The sequence below is a fragment of the Synergistaceae bacterium genome (assembly GCA_031267575.1).
Lineage (GTDB): Bacteria > Synergistota > Synergistia > Synergistales > Aminobacteriaceae > JAIRYN01.
Genome location: JAIRYN010000016.1, coordinates 1 through 17,990 on the forward strand (window position 1 = coordinate 1; position 17,990 = coordinate 17,990).

The 17,990-nt window shown below is 49.1% G+C and carries 13 protein-coding genes and 1 tRNA gene; 10 read left to right on the forward strand and 4 right to left on the reverse strand.

Going from position 1 to position 17,990, the window contains the following annotated elements:
* Window positions 1-637: 637 nt before the first annotated feature.
* The 6 genes from LBJ36_01960 (at window position 638) to LBJ36_01985 (ending at window position 7,226) form a co-directional block, all read left to right on the forward strand.
* Complete coding sequence (locus tag LBJ36_01960; protein MDR1377803.1) at window positions 638-1,102, forward strand: hypothetical protein; 465 nt, start codon at window positions 638-640, stop codon at window positions 1,100-1,102.
* Between the two features lie 172 nt (window positions 1,103-1,274).
* Entirely contained in the window at window positions 1,275-3,035 is a 1,761-nt protein-coding gene (locus LBJ36_01965) for a hypothetical protein (GenBank protein ID MDR1377804.1), read from the forward strand.
* Complete coding sequence (locus LBJ36_01970) at window positions 3,026-4,774, forward strand: hypothetical protein (GenBank protein ID MDR1377805.1); 1,749 nt, start codon at window positions 3,026-3,028, stop codon at window positions 4,772-4,774. The genes LBJ36_01965 and LBJ36_01970 overlap by 10 nt, the downstream gene beginning before the upstream one ends.
* 485 nt (window positions 4,775-5,259) lie before the next feature.
* Window positions 5,260-5,335 (forward strand) — tRNA-Glu (locus tag LBJ36_01975).
* Window positions 5,336-5,649: 314 nt separating this feature from the next.
* Entirely contained in the window at window positions 5,650-6,564 is a 915-nt protein-coding gene (locus LBJ36_01980) for a YafY family transcriptional regulator (GenBank protein MDR1377806.1), read from the forward strand.
* Between the two features lie 128 nt (window positions 6,565-6,692).
* Window positions 6,693-7,226, forward strand: coding sequence for a nitroreductase family protein (locus LBJ36_01985; GenBank protein MDR1377807.1), 534 nt, complete (start codon window positions 6,693-6,695; stop codon window positions 7,224-7,226).
* 39 nt (window positions 7,227-7,265) lie between these two features.
* Here LBJ36_01985 and LBJ36_01990 read toward each other — a convergent pair whose 3' ends face one another.
* The 4 genes from LBJ36_01990 to LBJ36_02005 form a co-directional block, all read right to left on the reverse strand.
* Entirely contained in the window at window positions 7,266-10,409 is a 3,144-nt protein-coding gene (locus tag LBJ36_01990; GenBank protein MDR1377808.1) for a DEAD/DEAH box helicase, read from the reverse strand.
* 117 nt (window positions 10,410-10,526) lie between these two features.
* Window positions 10,527-11,066: a hypothetical protein gene (locus LBJ36_01995; GenBank protein MDR1377809.1), complete on the reverse strand. Its 540-nt coding sequence runs from the start codon at window positions 11,064-11,066 to the stop codon at window positions 10,527-10,529.
* A 5-nt stretch (window positions 11,067-11,071) separates the two neighbouring features.
* Window positions 11,072-11,704 (reverse strand): hypothetical protein, encoded by a 633-nt coding sequence (locus LBJ36_02000; protein ID MDR1377810.1) that lies wholly within the window; start codon window positions 11,702-11,704, stop codon window positions 11,072-11,074.
* A 147-nt stretch (window positions 11,705-11,851) separates the two neighbouring features.
* Window positions 11,852-12,022: a YjfB family protein gene (locus tag LBJ36_02005; GenBank protein MDR1377811.1), complete on the reverse strand. Its 171-nt coding sequence runs from the start codon at window positions 12,020-12,022 to the stop codon at window positions 11,852-11,854.
* Window positions 12,023-12,160: 138 nt separating this feature from the next.
* Between LBJ36_02005 and LBJ36_02010 the strand changes: the two genes are divergently transcribed.
* The 4 genes from LBJ36_02010 to LBJ36_02025 all read left to right on the forward strand — a co-directional run bounded on the left by LBJ36_02010 (window position 12,161) and on the right by LBJ36_02025 (window position 17,775).
* Window positions 12,161-12,634, forward strand: coding sequence for a hypothetical protein (locus tag LBJ36_02010; GenBank protein ID MDR1377812.1), 474 nt, complete (start codon window positions 12,161-12,163; stop codon window positions 12,632-12,634).
* Between the two features lie 85 nt (window positions 12,635-12,719).
* A complete protein-coding gene (mutS, locus tag LBJ36_02015; protein ID MDR1377813.1) occupies window positions 12,720-15,431 on the forward strand; it encodes a DNA mismatch repair protein MutS in 2,712 nt (903 codons plus the stop codon).
* A complete protein-coding gene (mutL, locus tag LBJ36_02020; protein MDR1377814.1) occupies window positions 15,421-17,382 on the forward strand; it encodes a DNA mismatch repair endonuclease MutL in 1,962 nt (653 codons plus the stop codon). The genes mutS and mutL overlap by 11 nt, the downstream gene beginning before the upstream one ends.
* Window positions 17,383-17,511: 129 nt before the next feature.
* The gene (locus tag LBJ36_02025) at window positions 17,512-17,775 is read left to right on the forward strand and encodes a hypothetical protein (GenBank protein ID MDR1377815.1); all 264 of its coding nucleotides are present in this window, start codon (window positions 17,512-17,514) and stop codon (window positions 17,773-17,775) included.
* Window positions 17,776-17,990: the final 215 nt, after the last annotated feature.

Consider the following 17,990-nt stretch of genomic DNA (forward strand, 5'->3'; position numbering starts at 1 on the left):
GGTGGTTGATAGTAAAGTATTGAGATAAAGTTAGGATAGTATGTCCAGGAGTGAAATAATTGTGTTGCATGATATTTTATGAATTAAATGAATTATCTGAATAGGAAAACTATTGTTTATGTACATTGAAAATTTGGCTTTGGGGGTCATATTTTAGAAAGAACCTAAAGCGGTTGGCGAGTATTTAATCGTACCAAAAACCGTACTATTAGGTTAAGGTATTTTCTAGTAATGCTAGGATTTGCAGTATTTTATATCATTATTTCGAATCCCGCTGGGACCGCCAGTTGTTACAAATACTACAGTAGAAGAATATCTTCGTATAGACGTATGGGAAACCGAGTGGGATATCCTCGAACGTAAATTATACGCAGAATGGTTAAGTGTGCACAAAAATATCCAGCGCGATAATGTGTCTCAAAACTCGCAGGGGTCGAATATGAATATATCAAAAATGAATTGCTGGAAGAAGTACAGGCTTGTCAAAAAGAACTACTCCTTTATCGTGCTGAACTGGAATGTAAATTTGGGATCATTTTTCTGATGACCTTTAGTTTTCCTGCATTTTATTCCAGCGATGTCGATTGCTTATTTTATACCTCTGTTTGAGAGAATCCCGAAAGATTACGCTAAAGCGATGAGCGATGAGAAAGCCACACGTAGGCTTGGACACCATCAGAGGATAACAACGATGCCGAAAGTAAAATGCGCTCATTCTCACCAAAAAACGGTTCAGAGAAAATGTCTCGTAGTTGGAGGGTATATCTGTTCTTTTTGTTGTGATTCCAATTTATTGAAAGAAAATTTATTGAAAGAATTTGACTGTCCTACTGACTGTGATTACCTTGGAAACGAAAGTTTCTATCAAGAATCCCAGCAGGGAAAAGAATTCAGAAAGCTATTGGCAAGCGTTCCTTGTGGACAATTCGATGATATACTTCGGGATACCAGATACTTGGAGATTGCGTTTGAAATTGAAAAGAATGCAGCCGCTGCTTATGCTAATGGTATCTATGCTTTGAACGATGAGGAAGTCAAAGAAGCGTATTACGAGACATACCATAAAAGATGTCGAATTCACTCAGGGATTGCAAGAAAATAAACCTTACAAGTTATCCTAAATTTTTATATTAATATAGTGGAGGTGTAATTATTTTCCATGTATCCAATACTATCAAACTTTATCTTAACTTGCCAAGATTATTTTTTTGTAATCCCTTAGTAAAAACAATGCAGGCTTTAAATGCCTTCAAATGCCTTCAAAGGAGGTTTTCATGTCTACTGAGAACAAGCAATGTAAATTGGCTATATTACGGGTTTCAATAGTTTGTGTGTTTTTGCTTTTCATGTTTACGCCTTGCTCAGAAGCTTTGGACGTGAGAACAGCAAAAGAGCTTAAAGAAGCGTTTGAAGATAAAAAAATCACAGATGTTCGAATCATATCTTCTATTGAGGGTAATTTTATTATCCCCAAGTGGGTGTCATCTCTTATAGGTGCTTTTGACAAAGAAATAGTCATTACACCTGAAGATGTAAAAAAACCTGTTTTCGATGCAAATAGTGGACTATATGGGGCTAGCGATACTTTGAAAATTAGTAATCTTACTATTGTATGTGATGGTGATAAAAGTAATATGAATGTGGGTATCAATCTCAATTCATTGACAAAACAAGTTTATGTAGAAAAAGTAATTTTTAAAGGGAAAGCCGACAGCAAAAAAAATATTTCTGGAATTTATCCAAGTAACAACGCAAGTTTACGAGATTGTACTTTTGAGAACCTAACGTGGGGGGTTTATGCTATCTCAGGTTCCAATTCTATATATGATATCAGTATTACAAGTTCTTCTTTCCAAAACGTCGCCCAAGCATTCGCGGCAAATGAAGAGAGGGGAAAGGTTAATATAGTCAATGGAAAAGGACAAAAACTTTACTCTTGGATATTTCTCCACAAGGCAGGAAGTATGACAGTCACTATAGATCAGGCATCAATTAATAACACGTCCAATGCTGGTTTTGCACATAGATATTTGGATAAACAAGGATATGACCGTCGTGGAGAAAAAACGGAAATATCTAAGTATATAGATGACTATGATCAAAAAAAAGATTCTCTGCGCAATGATCCATTTATTGACAATACTTACATTCAGAGTATTAAAAGACAAAATGACTATGATGCTGCGTTAGTTCAGTTGAAACGCGAACTACAAAACGAATTAAGAGAGATTGATTTTAGCGATAGCGATGCTTTCGATATGCAACTTCATATCCGCCGTAGTATTACTCTTTATTATCTTTTGGCCGACTGTCTAAGCGATTTTGATTGGGAAGCAAGTGTTAAGCGTTTTATTTCCGATGAGACACTGCGAAAAGCAATTTTATATCAGTGTTTATGGAGTTATGATCAGTTGGCAATGCTAGAATTGAGTACTCCTAATATCTTTTGGGGGAATAGCGATAACATGCGCACTGTCTTTACAAAGTTCGATGTTTCTCTGGCAGACAGGATTTTTAGAGATAATCTTTATATCTTCCGCGACTGGCTGGAAGCTCTAGCTGGCACTGAAAAATTAATGGAGAAGTTGAAAACAGACGCAGAAGGTTATTTTGAAGACGTTGAATATATCAGAGACCTCAAAGTCATTCTACGCAAAATCTATGATCTGCAAATTGTTGCTTCTCGTCTTGTCCGTGTAGCGTTTTTCGATATACCGATGCAAACGGCCTTTACTATAAGTTATAGTAAAACGGTGGAATCCGTAAAAGATAACAAAGGTCTCTTTGGCAGCCTTTCTGACAAAGGAAAGGATCGTATTATTCAAATTGCAAGAGAAATTGCTCCTTTTTATACCGTTTCACAACAATTGTGTATATTGAATTCCACCAATGATTTACGCATGGAACTAATACGAGAATGGAAAACGGCGTTGAAAAAAGATAGTGACGAAGAAATGAAGACCTATCTTGCAACTGACGCAGACATTATGCGAGAAGCAGAACGTATTGAGAAATTTTACCATAGTTGGAGATGAAAATGAAAAAGTTTAAAAATGATGTTTGGGGGATATTGCGAGTCTTTTTCGTTATTTTTTGTTGTCTAACTTGGGGATTTCCGGCTTATGGATTACCTGAACAAGGACATACAGCGCTAGCGAATAAATATATTTGGGGATTGACTACCGAAGCGAGTAAGAATATCCATTCAGCTATTATTGATAAAGTGCCTTGGCGAAATAGTACTGGGACAATGAATCATCGAGAACTCTGGGGGCATTCCGATGATTGGTTTTATAAAGGGAAATTGCCGAAGGAAGCTGTTTTGAAAGATATTTGTAGAGTTATTGGTGAAGAGAATCCCCAATGGACGGTTCAAGAGGTTGAGAAATATTCTCTGAAACGCTATCGTGAACTTGTTTCTCAATCTGGTCAAGAGCGTATAGCAGAAGAATTACAGAAACATTTTTCGTTCCTCTCCCGTAAAGAAGCGATGGCTGTAGCAGAACAGGCTCATGCTGCTCATATTGTGGGAGATGCGAAAACGGCAGAAGGGGCAAAACTGAATAATATTCACAGAGTCCAAGATACATTAAGGCATCCACCTCTTGAAGCTATAAGTGCAGAAAACAAAATGAATCTTGATTTCACAATGCGTAATGTTGCAATGAACGGGAAAGATTTTTCTCCTGCTGTATTTATAGGAGGAGCACCCAATTTTGAACGTCTTAAAGTTGAAGGTTTTATGCGTGATCAGGGGCTGAAAATGTATAACCCCCCCAACAAAGAGAACATCGGCGTAGTTTTTGAGGGGCGTAATTATCTTTACAAAATGGATCACGGAGACATCAGAAAAGCTCTAACACAAGCGAATAATAGTGAATTAAGGATTATACTTCCAGACGATGAGTATAATAAATTCATTTCAAATTCCCGTAATGCAGATATAGTAGATAGGGTTATTCCTGAGTCCATGGTAACAGGAAAATCTAACACAATAAAAAATAGCCAGTTAATTCTTCAAAACGAAGTACAAGCCAAAGCAGATGAAATAGCAGCATCTCAAAAAGATTTTATTGCTAATGTTCGTAAAAGCATAATAAGTAAAGCTGCTCCCTATATGCTGGGTGGAGCGATAATGGCTATCTCTGGAAATTGGGATGTGCTTAATGCGGCTTATCAAGGTGAAGAAGAATGGGAGAAAGCTCTTAAACGTACAGCAACTGATTTTGCAGGATATACCGTTACCCCGATGATGATTGATGGCGTGTTAGCCAAAGCAGGAAATAACGTAGCGGTTATGGTACCTCTGAAAAATGCCGGTTTAGGTTATACAATAGGCTATTTTGCTTGGGGAAGTGGGAAAGAATACTTCACCTTCCAAACTGGAGATATTACCTATGAAGAGATGCTGGAACGCCTCGAAAATCGTGGGAAGGGAGCCGTAGCCCAGGGAGCTATGATTCCCGCCAATATGCTCGTCTTAAAAATTTTCGGTGGAGGAGCAGCTTGGGTTGTTCCGGTTGTCATTATTAGTGGAGGATATGTTTGGCAAAGAGGGACAAAGTGGTACCAGAATAAAATATGGGAACAGACGGTTTACATGGATGATGTACTTGCTATTTTAGGGCCAGATTTAGTGGAAGACTTCACATTGCTTACTCCAGAAAGAAGAGATTCATTGGCTGAACCCGAACGAAGATTTTCCTTTGCTGAACCTGAACGAAGAGATTCTTTGGCAGAGCCAGAACGTCGATCTAATTTCCTTGATCCATGAGATTTATCCATGAGATTTATCCATGAAATTTTAATATAACATCAACTATCACTTTGAATCCGAGGCCGCTTATCCTTTCCCAATCAGGATAACGGCCTTTTTGTATGGTCTGCTATAATCTTCTCGTAGGTGGAGATGAAAATCTCCGAGGAAGGAATGCCGATGGTCTAATGTGGTTTTATTGACAAAAGAGATTAATGTAATAAAGAGATTAATGTAATATGGATTCCTGAAGAATATTTGGATACGATTCATTCAGGTTTAAATACGATTTATTCAGGTTTAAAAATGATGAATTGATACATGAAACTTGAAAATTGATGGATCATGAGAGACTTTTCGACTCCGTAGTTTCTGGATATGGATTATTAAAATCGGTGAGTTGAGTAAGAGATTTATTCTATGAGTCTAGCTTTCAAAAAGACGAACCGGTGACTTTTAATCCGGGTGTCGAGGGTTCAAGTCCCTCACGGCTCACCAAGCGCGGTCCCATCGTCTAGGGGCCTAAGACACAGCCCTTTCAAGGCTGTGGCGTGGGTTCGAATCCCGCTGGGACCGCCAAATATTATCAAGTATTATAAACAGGATTACAGAGATCACCTGCTGAGAAAGACAGGTTTTTTGTTGTCATATTTGGGTATATATTTCCGTCTATGTGACAATAGGGGAGTGAACGTCCGATTTCTCGACATAAAAAGTTCATTGCTGAACTTCAAAACAACGCAATAAAAAACGTTCGGGTAGTCCTTGGGCGCGAAGATCTCTTTGAGGTTGTTCGCGCCCATGTTTTTTGTTGATTGGAAGGAGTTTTTAAAATTTTAGTAGGGAGGCCGTGTCCAAGTCATAAACGCGTCGCGTAGTCAGGAGGTGGTTTCATGCAAATCAATAGACTTTTCGGCATCGTGTATATTTTGATGAACAGAAAGGCGACTGCCAAAGAACTGGCCAAACGTTTCGAGGTGTCTGTCCGAACGATTTACCGGGATATCGAGGTGTTATCGTCCACCGACATTCCGATTTATACGGCGCGGGGAAAGGGTGGTGGAATTAACCTGATAGACGGTTATACCTTGGATAAATCCATTCTGTCGGAGAGCGAACAGACGGAAATACTCCTTGCTTTGCAGAGTTTATCGGCCACACAATATCCAGCGATAGATAAAATCATACGTAAGCTAAGCAGCCTCTTCAAGAAAGAAGATCTCCAGTGGATCGATGTCGATTTTTCTTTATGGGGCGCCGACAAAAACACAAATATTTTCAACCTGCTGAAAGCCGCTATCGTCGAACGTCGGGTAATATGTTTTGAATACTATAATTCTTTGGGCGAACGAAGCGGGCGGAAAGTCCGGCCTGTAAAGTTGGTTTTCAAGCACAATTCCTGGTATTTGAAGGCATTCTGTCTGTTAAGAAATGAATGGCGAACTTTCAAGATATCGAGAATGTACGGGATACACAAAACCGAAGAATTTTTCAGTGATATCCCTGCTGAAACATTGCTGAAAGGAGTGTCAAAATCCCTGTCGGCTACGTGGGTCGAAGTGTGCATGAGGATAGCTCCCGAGGGGGCTTACAGAGTCTTTGACGACTTCGAAAAAAACGAAGTCAAAAAAAATCCGGACGGTTCTTTCACGGCTATATCGTTTTTTCCGGAAGGAGAATGGCTGTTCAACCACATCCTTTCTTACGGCGTTTTGGGCGAGGTTATTTCACCGGAACACATCCGCAACGGCGTCCTGAAAAGATTGAAAGACAACATCAAGAAATACGAAATCGAGAAATACGAATGAGGTCGCTTTCAATTGTCTCGATTGTCTCGATTGTCTCGGCCAAATAACGATAACTTGCCATAATGCCGTCAGGTTATCCCCTGTATATTCAGATTATGACATCGCGTCAAAAATAGGAGGGACTTGAAATGGACGATTTTTTAGATCTCTGCAAAAAACGGCAAAGCTGCCGGAAATTTTCTTCGCAGCCGGTCGAACATGAAAAATTGGCGCTATGCGCGGAAGCGGGACGTTTGGCGCATTCCGGATGCAACGCTCAACCGTGGAGCTTTGTTGTCGTCGAAACTCCAGACAAAGTCGCCAAGGTAGGGAGGTTATGTCAACAGCTCAACCAAAATGCCTACATTGGCGACGCGAGCGCGTTCATCGTCATTTTGGAAGAACATGCCGTTTTAAGCCCGGTCATTCGCTGCTTTATCGACAGTCAGTACTACGCGAAAGGCGACCTGGGCGCGGCCACGGCCTATGTTTGCCTGGAAGCCGCGACGCAAAATTTGGTAAGCTGTATCGTCGGCATCTATGACCGGGAAAAAATATGCGCGTTGCTGAATATCCCGATGGAAAAGCAGTTCGGGGCCGTCATCGCGCTCGGATACCCTGCGGACAACTCTATCCGGTCCAAAATAAGAAAACCGTTTGAGGACATCGTCCGATTTCTCTGACGGCCAACGGGGAGCGAAGGTAGAGACGGCTGTACGCCTCTACCTTCTGATCGCGTTTTCCATGGCCTCGACGAGGACCTTGACGCCTCCCGGTCCTCCGGGGCCCAATGCGCTGTCGCCTAAAATCACCCAGCCGCGCTTGCCTTTCAGAAACGCCACGATGTTTTTCAAGTCGCCCTTCACCCGGACTTCCTGCCGCGTGACGGAGACGCTCCGCAGTCCCGCCGCCCCGCCGCAATTGCGTATCGCCGTCAGGTCGGCCAGGTAGCGCGCCGGCTCCGGCAACGGACCAAAGCGATCTTCCATCTCCTCCCTGAGCAAGACGACCTCGTTCAAATCCGCCGCTTTCAAAAGGCGCCGGTAGAGGGTAACACGCACGCCGTCTTGAGGGATGTAGAAGGCTGGGATAGATCCTCCTTGGTCGAAAGAAAGCTCCGTCTGAGCGGTAACCTGCCCTCGCAGCTTGGCGATTTCCTGCTCCAACATGCGATAAAAGAGGTGAAAGCCGCCCGTTTTGTTGTTTCCGTGTTGGTGAGTTCCTCCAATTTCCCCCGCTCCCCGAATCTCCAAATCACGCCTGGCCAGGCTGTAGCCCGATCCTAGTCCCGTCAGGCTGGAGATGGCTTCCAGCCGATCGACTGTCTCCTTGCGGAGCGCTTCGTTCTCAGGGTAACAAAAGTAGGCAAACGCGCTTTCTCCCCGGCGGCCCACGCGTCCTCGGAGTTGGTACATTTGCGCCAATCCCAGTTCTTGAGAGTCATCAACAATGATGGTATTGGCTGTGCCCACGTCGAGCCCGCTCTCGATGATGGTGGTGCAGAGCAAAATATCGATTTTACCGCTGTAAAAGTCGAGCATCGTGGTTTCGAGTTCCCGTTCGAGCATCTGGCCGTGCGCGATCCGAATCCTCGCGTCTGGGAAGAAGGCCGACAACATCATTTTCTGCTGCGCCATCCTGGAGATCCGGTTGGTGACGAAGTAGATCTGTCCCCCTCGGGTCAGCTCGCGGGCAATGGCTTTGCGAACCAGGGAGATCTGCCATGGACCCGCGTAAGTGATGACAGGCAGGCGATCATCCGGAGGCGTGGAGAGCACGGAAATACCCCGCAAGCCCCGCAGGGAAAGCGCCAAAGTGCGAGGTATGGGTGTGGCTGAGAGACTCAAGATATCGACGGCCCCGTAGACACGTTTCAGGGATTCTTTGTGCATGACTCCGAAACGGTGTTCCTCGTCGATGACCAAAAGCCCCAGGTTACGGAACCCGATTCCCTTCTGGAGTAGCTTATGGGTCCCGATCACGATATCGACGGCCCCGCTCATAGCGTCCTCCAGGGTGCGGGTCACATTCGTCTTCGTAACGAAACGTGACAAAAGCCCGATTTTGATGGAAAAACCGGACATGCGCGCCGTGAATGTCGTGTAGTGTTGCTGGGCCAAGATTGTGGTCGGAACGAGAACGCAGACCTGCTTTCCCGCCGCAGCCGCTCGGAACGCGGCGCGCATGGCTACCTCCGTCTTGCCGAACCCCACGTCACCCACCAGGAGCCGATCCATCGGAAAGGGTTGGTTCAAGTCCTCCATAATATCGGTCACAGCCTTGAGCTGATCAGCTGTCTCAGTGTGGGGAAAAGCTGCCACGAAGTCCTGATAGAGGTCGTCAATGTTCTTCATGGGCTCCCGGCGTTCCAGTTCCCGCTTGGCGAATAATTCCATCAAAACGCGGGCTTCCTCCTTGGCTTTTTCTCGGTCTTTCTCCACCGATTTGCGCCACCGAGTCCCCGTTAAGGTGTCCAGGGAAGTTTCGTCTCCCTCGTGCTCGCCTAGAAGCGTCAGCTTGTTAAACTGGAGCGCGGGAACGAGCAGTCGTTTGTTTTCCGCAAACTCCAGGGTGATGGCGTCTAAGGTCTCTTTGCCCACCACGGTCTCCTCGATGCCCCGAAAAACCGCCACGCCGTAGTCCTCGTGCGCGACCAACTGTCCGCTCGTCAGTTGGTCGCGCCACTCCGCCGGAGCTCGCCACGTGGTTGAAAGCACGGCAGAGGAAACGCCGGACAACTCCCGGTCGGAGAGGAAGGCCCGCTTCCCGACCCGGTCGATGAAACCTGAGGAAAGCTGTCCGAACCGTAAGCCAATAAAGGGCGCGACGGAAAAAGGCCCGCTTTCCTTGTCCAGAAAGCGGGGATTGGAGGTCACGGCCTCGATGACGTAGCCCTGCTCGCGCAAGTCATCACAAAAACGCAGCAGTTGGGCAAGGTCGCCTTTGAAGAACGGAAAATCATCCAAGCCGAGTTCTGCGTCAGTCATTTCCACGGCGCGGCTGACGCGCAGGCGTGGGTAACGGGCCAAAATGACGAAAACCTCATCCCAAGCGGGGATGGAGTCCACTCTGGCTTCTTTAGAAAGCTCCTCCCACAACCAATGATAGGAGTTCGCCTGGCTTTCGATCTTTTGGGGTTCATAGAGCACGACGTGGGTATCCGAAGGCAGAAGAGACACGAATGAGGCGTTCTTGGCGGCGGCGACGCTATGCAGTTCTACGTCCTCCAACTCCGCCACTCTCTTCTGAGTGCTAGGATGGAAGGCACGGATGCACTCCAGGGTCTCATCGAAGAATTCGAACCTCAGGGGCAGAGCGTGGACGGGGTCGAAGATATCCATGATGAACCCTCGGAGGATATATTGCCCTGGCGACCAAACCAAATCTGACCGTTGGTACCCGCTGCGCTCCAGCCAGGCGACTAAACGATCTCTGGTGTAGTCCTCGCCTCGCTGGAGCAGCAGTTCCCCGTCGCCCAAAAGATAAGGAGCCATCACCGCGCCCGCCGTCGCGGCGAGCACGCCGCCCTCTCGGACCCAACGCTGGACCGTCTCCCCTCGTTGCAAGAGCAACGGGCGATTGCCGATAGTTTGGGCGGTCAGGGGCAATTCGTTCAAAAGATAAATAGGAACATTCGGGAAAAGGTTCTTGCGGTCCGACGTGAAATCTATTGCCTGTCGCGTATCAGGAAACAAAGCCAATATGGGGTTTTTAGCCCCATCCCCACAGCTCCAGGCGTAAGCCTTACCGTCCGACCGGTCGTGGACCTGTCCTCCTTCCGCCCACAGATCTTCGTGAACGCCGTTCAAGTTTCCAACTTGGATTCGCGTCTCTTTCCAGTCTCGGCGGAATTTCGTTAAATTCATCGTCACAATGGATGCCTTTGCTCTCTGGTTAACATTTTTTCATCATGAAGCGTATTTGGGAGCTTGCCTTACCGATCCTTTCAGCATTGTCGAAACGCGCAGCCCTGTTAGTTATCTTTAAACCCCGAACAAGGAGTCGATGCTTTTGAGGTGTATGACTTTAGAGGAGTCTCTCTGTTTGGCCTCTTCTTCGGAGAGAAACCTGACATCCTTTACTTTAAAAGATGAGAGAAACTCCGGAAGGTTTTCCAAATATTCGAGCCCCATATCCACCAAGTCTGAGAAATCCGCCGCTTTCGAGATGCACCGTTCGTATTTCGGGATATTGCCGGCTAGGAGGGCGTGAAATGCCCGATTTTCGTTTTTTTTGAGTTCCGCGTAATCTTCCCGTAGCTTCAGAGCGACCAAGCGCTGTTCCCTTTCCAGAGAGGCCCTTCCTCCAAAACTTTCGTTGATCATATCTTTCATCAAACGCGCTTTTTCCTCCTCAGGAAGTGAGGATTCCAGCATATTTTCAAAATCGTCTCTGCGGCGTTTTATGTCTTCCTTGTCTTTTTGCAGAAGGGACTCGATCTTCTTGTTTACGTCCTCCTGGCTGAGGTAGTCCAAGATTTTGGAGGGAAGCAAGATGCCCCTCATCATTGTGGACTCTGCCATACACGTCACTCCTTTCCTATAAAAGCTTCGGGGTTCTCCAAAGCGTTGTTCAACACTTTTTTTCGTATCTCTTGAAACTCTTTTTTTTGCTTGTTATCCTTGAATGTAGGCCATATGTGAAGGAAAAGCATCCCCATGGCCATTTGAGACTCTACATGACGAATGCCTTTCAAAACTCTTTCATGCTTAACGGATGAAGGGTCCAAAGTCGTCAGAGTCTCCTTCAGACGAGACAACAGACGGTAGTCGAGAATTAGCCTCGCGACGCTATGTCTGAGAGCCGGACCGGGACCTTCGTAATTATCCAGAATTTTCAGCATGATCTTGTTGAGGTGCTCCTCGCGCGTTTTTTCTGGTAGATCTTTCAGCCGGATGAACTTTTCCGTGTCATCGTCGTCAGTATCGTCTTCTATATTATCGACTCTTTTGATGGCAAAAAATTCTACAGCCGTTTCCAGAACCCTGTCCATAATGAGAGCGCGCAAATGTCGTTCGTCCTCAACCGCGTCAAGGTCAAACTCCGCCAGTTGCTCATATAACAAGTCCAGGTAGTGTCCCAAGCGCTCCTTGTTTTTGCCGGAGAGTTCTTCATTTTTAAGTTTCTCTATAAAATCTCTATCGATAGATTTCTTGCCCATTTCTGCACCGAACCTTACAAGTTTTTTTGCCTCAACTAAACCGCATTATACCTCAAAGCCCCAAAGACAGGAGAAAAATTTTCAGCGTCATTTGACTTCCTTGGCGTCTCGCATACGAATAAGGGGGAGGCCGAAGCCTCTCCCCCCTCATGCCTGGAGATTCAACTGCTGACCTACACCCAAGGACTTCAGAAGCCCGGCGAGAGTTTCCTGTTCAACGTCCATGACGTTCTTCAGCATTGCCGTCTGCACTTCCGTCGCTACCTTGGCCGAGGCCATCTCCATAGAGGCACGTGCGATGCCATTTGTGATGTCCATGATCCTCGGTCACCTCCTTTGCACCTCGATTTAAGTATCGGCCTCTGCTATGATATTCTGTATAGCTTTATGACATGTTTTTACATGGCACGTTTTTACAAGGAAGAGGGAAGAGGGAAGAAGAAAGGAGGAGCGAGAGTGAACTACCTGAGTTTCGCGGGTTGGTTATTGTTCGCGACCTGGATACTGGCGGACTCGGTTCCGAGGTTCGTTTTGCCGCGTTTGCACGCTATCTACGATGCCCTAGAAGAACTGGCATCCGGGGGATGGGGAACGGGGCGCTGGGGAAGCCCTTTATCGCTGGTTATTCAAGTTGTTCTATCGGGCTTTCTCGCCTACCTTCTGACGATCTGGTCCGTGTGGTGCGTCCTCCGATGCTTTACTTACACCCGATTCCCAGGTACCTCCGGTGTGCTTTACTTCGGCGTTGGCTTTCTTTGTTGCGAATACGCTCTGGGCAAGATGGCGAGAGCCGGCAGGTACAGGGGATTTTTTATGTCCGTCTTTCACTACGCCATGGGCATGGGGGCTTTCGTCGTGTTCGCCATGAATCCCCTTCCGATCAAAGACTTCTACTCCTGGCTAATGCGCTTGATGGGAGTGGATTTTTGAGATTCGCTTGAAGTGACCTAAACCGTCTCAAAAAAGAACCGTCTCAAAAAAGAATGGTAGGAATGCCCATATGGAAGAAATGCCCATGATGATACCTGAGGGGCTCAAGATGACCCCGTGGCTTGCTCAATATAAAAAATGGAAGGAAGAGTACCCCGACGCGCTCTTGCTTTTTCGCATGGGGGATTTTTACGAGTGCTTTTTCGACGATGCCCGCGATGCCTCTTTGATTCTGGAGATAACCCTGACCAGCAGGGACTCCGAGAAAAATATTCCTATGGCCGGCGTGCCTCATCACGCGCTCTCCATGTATCTGGGACGCCTGGTGAAGGCCGGGCGGCGGGTGGCGATATGCGATCAAATCGGAGAACCTAACGGCAAAACCATTGTAGATCGGCGCGTGGTGCGCGTCGTTACCCCCGGAACCTACGTGCCGGAGGAAAGTGAGAACACAGGTCGTTTGGCGGCGGCGGCGCTGGTGCCAGGAAAAAGAGAAGACGACGGCCGCTTGGCACTGGCGCTTTTGTCCACGGAGACGGGACGCCTCGAAGCGGGGACCCTTCCTTTGAACGAGGCCGCGGCGTTTTTGTCCGCCTTCGCCCCCGGTGAGGTGCTCTACCCTTCTGGAGTTAAGGCCGAAAAGTTCCCCTCCGCCTTCCGCGCTTTTTCTATGCTGCCCCGACCCAACGAACTTTTCAAAACATCCACCGCTGTAAGCCGTTTGAAAACCATCTTACCCGCACCGTTGGCAAGCTATGGCATCGCGGAAGACGACCCCTGCGTGGGAGCGGCTTGGGCGGCTTTGGATTATCTGTCCTCCACACAGTTCAGCTCGGTCCGTCACGTGTTGCGCGTCACTCCATTCCGACTAGGAGACTATATGCGTCTGGACGAGGCGGCTCAAAAAAATTTGGACCTGACGCCGGAGAGCACTAACGGAGACCACTCTCTTTTTTCTTGTCTGAATCGATGCCGCACGCCTATGGGACGACGGACGCTGCGCGACTGGCTTCTGCGCCCTCTGCTGGACGTTAGGGCCATTGGCAAACGGCAAGACTACGTCGGTTGCTTGGTCCCAGAGCCTTTGGTCCTCGATGACCTTCAGGACGCGCTTTCCGCCTGTCGGGACGTGGAACGTTCTCTTTCCCGGCTCGCCCTGGGGACGGGGACGCCCCGAGACCTGGGAAGCATACGGGACACTCTGCAGGAACTGCCCAAACTGAAGGATATCCCCTTCGCCGAGCCCCTGGCGGAGATCTTACGCGCGCTCCCAAACCTAGAGGCTCTTTCTGAGCTCCTGGACGACGCACTGGAGGAAAATCTGCCCAGGGCTTTGGGGTTGGGGCCTGTGATACGGTCCTCCTTCAACGAGGAGCTGGCCTCCTGGCGGTCAGTCAGCGAAAACGGAGAGACGTGGCTGGCGGACTACCTGGAAAAAGAACGAGTGGCCACGGGCAACTCTCGATTGAAGACAGGTTACAATAGGGTTTTCGGTTATTACCTGGAAATCGGACGAACAGGGCTGGAAACGCTTCCACCCAACTACGAACGCCGTCAGACCCTCGTCAACGCCGAGCGCTTCGTAACGCCGGAGCTACGCGAGTTTCAGGATAAAATGGAGCGGAGCAAGGGAGAGATCGCTCGCATCGAGGCGGAACTCTGCCGAGACGTGGCTGAGCACGTGATTACCTGTGCTCTGGATCTGCAAATGCTGGGTCGCCTTCTGGGGCTCTTGGACTGCGTTGGTTCCTTCGCCCGAGTGGCAAGGGAACGTGGTTACGTCAAGCCGCGAGTGAACGGCTCCAGGGGTTTGGAGATCCGCGGTGGGCGTCATCCGGTGTTGGAGACGACTCTTTCCGATTCCTCCTTTGTTCCCAACGATGTGACTCTGGGTGCGGTCCGCGAGGAGGATGGGCAAAATGATAAAGAGGATGGGAAAAATGATCAAAATGAAAATAATGAAAATAATGAAAATGAAAGCAAAGGCGAAGACAACACCCGCATCATCATTTTGACGGGACCCAACATGGCGGGAAAGTCTACCTGGCTGCGCATGACGGCGCTTTTGGCCATCATGGCCCAGGCCGGGTCATGGATTCCGGCGGAGAGCGCGGTCATCGGGCTGGTAGATCGTGTTTTTACCCGCATCGGCGCGCGCGACGACCTGGTGCGCGGTAACAGCACCTTCATGGTGGAAATGCTGGAAACGGCCAATATCCTCAATAACGTCACCGACCGTAGCCTCGTGATCTTGGACGAGGTGGGGCGCGGCACCTCCACCTGGGACGGCATGAGCATCGCCTGGGCGATTCTGGAATACCTGCACCACGACTGTCAAGCGAGCCGACAAAGTGAATCCCCCCGAGTGCTTTTCGCCACTCACTACCACGAACTGACTTGCCTGGAAGAGCGCTTGAAGGGCGTCAAAAACTACAGTATGGCGGTTGCCGAGGGTAGCGAGGGAATTTTGTTCCTGCATCAGGTGACACCTTGTCCCGCTGATCGCTCCTATGGGATTGAGGTGGCGCGTCTGGCGGGATTGCCGAAGTCCGTGCTGCGGCGTGCCTTCGAGCTGCTGGAGCTTTTTGAGCGGGAGGGTTTCGAGCGGTCCTCCGTGCCCGATTCCCTTCCTTTGGCTCACCTGCACGAGCAGCTGAGCCTTTTTTCGCCAGAGACGGACGCGATCATCGAGGAACTGGCGGATCTGGACGTAGACAACTTGACGCCTATGAGAGCGATGGAGACGATCTACAAACTGAAGGAAAAAAGCAAGAAGGCCCGTTACCGTGGGGATTAAGCTCTTGCCGGAGCAGGTGTGGTCGCGGATCGCTGCGGGGGAGGTCGTAGAGCGTCCCGCCTCGGCGGTTAAGGAGATGATCGAAAACTCCCTCGACGCTGGAGCGCGGCGTATCCGGGTCAAACTGTGGGATGGAGGGCGAGTCCGTATCGTGGTCGAGGACGACGGGTCAGGCATCGCTTTTGAGGAACTTCCCTTAGCCCTCACATCCCATGCCACCAGCAAAATCAGAGATATTGAGGACTTGGAGGCTATCCACACCTTGGGTTATAGGGGCGAGGCTCTGGCCAGCTTGACCGCCGTGGGCAAAGTGGAAATACGCTCGCGCCCCTTGAAAAAAAACAGCAGCCCAGAGGCGGAAGAGACCGGTGGAGTTATTCGCGCTTACGAGGGTCGCGTCTCCGACCATGTGAGGATGAATTGTACCCTGGGGACTCGCGTGCAGGTGGACGAGCTTTTTTCAAACCTGCCTGCCCGGCGCAAGTTTCTGAAGAGCGCGACAGGAGAGTTACGGCGCGTTGTGACGATCCTGCGGGAGTACGCCATATGTCGACCAGAGGTGGGTTTCGCCCTGGAACACGACGGGCGCTCCGTTTTTTCCACCGATGGAGGAGGAGACCGGCGCCGCGCTATCGAACAATTATGGGGCACGGAACCGGCAATTCTTACGGTTAGGGCTTCGGTGGCCCATGTGGAGTTGGAGTGCTGGTGGCAGCCCCGCCAGGGCCGGAACGACGTGGCTTCCTTCGTCAATGGGCGATCCGTCACGGACCCGTTGATCAAGGGGGCGTTAAACTCCAGAGCTCGGGAGCTGGTAGGAGGATGGGCGCTTTTCTTTTCCATTGATCCCTCCCTCATCGACGTCAACATTCATCCGGCTAAGGCAGAAATCCGTTTCAGCCGTCCCAGCGAGGTCTTCGATGTGGTGAAAGAGGCGGCGTCCCAGTTGGGAACCCCGACCCCCGTCTATGCGCGTGACGGTCAAACCTTTTCCACGGCTTCCCCAAGACATTTTCAGGATTCTGTTTCATCTTCTTTTTCACCGGCTTTTTCACCAGCTTTTTCACCAGCTTCTTCATCAGCTTCCTCACCAGCTTCTTCACCGCCAGAAACGGAAAGCTGGAACTCCAAGGCCAAGGCCGATTTCAATTCGGGGTCCAACTCAGGTTTTGACTCCTCCGCTGGGTCAGGTTTCAAAAGTCCCAACTCTTCCTCTTTAAATGTCTCCTCTTCGCGGCCTAAAAGCCTCTCATTCAGCGCCCCTCGACCTGATCGGCTTTTCGGTGGGGTGGAGTTGCCTGATTTCGGCCCAAATCTTCCGACAGACACAGAAACAGAAATACCTCACATCGGAGTGGGCGATACCTCAGTTTTCCTCGAAACCGCTGACCCATTGCCCGCGTATCTAGGGCAACTGAAATCGGGGTACCTTTTGTTCGACGTGTCGGACGGGATGGTGGTGGTCGATCCCCACGCGGCGCACGAACGAGTGGCCTTTGAGCGTATTCAGACCGCGGCGCAAGAGGGAAAACGTTCTCAGGCGCTTCTGATACCCGCGCCTTTGCCTCCGACGCTCCAACTGGAGGCAGAGGAAAAGCGAGATGTTCTGGAGTCCGTTGGTTTTCTCCTGGAATCGGTGGATGGGGGTTTGCGTCTTACGGCAGTCCCCTCTTTCGCGAACACACCATCCCCGGAGGCTTTGCTGCGCGGATCTCTCGCCGCGCTCCAGACCGGAGGCGATGCCGACCCTGTGGAGCTGTTGTGGCGTAGTTGGGCGACAATGGCCTGTAAGGAGGCCGTCAAGGTGACGACGAAACTCCTTCCAGAGGAAGCTCTGACGCTCTGGCGCGACTTGCACGTGTGCCATCAGCCCTTTTTCTGTCCCCATGGCCGTCCCACGATCCTGAAACTTTCCAACGGTGAGCTGGCGAAGCACTTCGGGCGAAAATAGGCGCTCAAGAATGATCGCCCCGTCGAATATCCTGGACAGACGACGCTGCGGTGAGGTAAAATTCTATACGGCAATGAGGAGAGTCAAGGCGTGAGACGTGAAAAGTAAAGTAAGGAGGTAATCAATATTATGGATTGGGCCAGAGCATCGGCGGCGACGGTCGTTTGCGAAGAAAAAGGCACGACCTTACGGGATATCGTGCAGGGCATTATGGATGGCGCGGAGACACCCGATACGGTCATGGAGCTTTTGGGCATAGAGAGCGAGGATGAGGGCGCGGAGAATATCCCCGACATCATGAACGTTTTTGTCCCCGTAGTCAACGCCTGGAAGAGCGGCGGTTGCGGAGTGGGGGGTTGTGCCGGCTGTGGAGGCGGGTGTGGTAACCCCTAAATAGAATAATAGTAATAGAATAATAGTAATGGAATAGAGCAGGAGGTCATTCGTTAATTGAGCGATCTCCTGCTTTTTAGAAGGTTGTTCTGTCTATAATGTGTAACGTGTCATGCGGGAGCAACGGGTCACAATCCCGCTGACATGGTTTTGGGAAGAAACGCCAGACGTGAAGTTTGTGGTCGAATAGGTCTGGGTATCCTGTTCTAAAATTT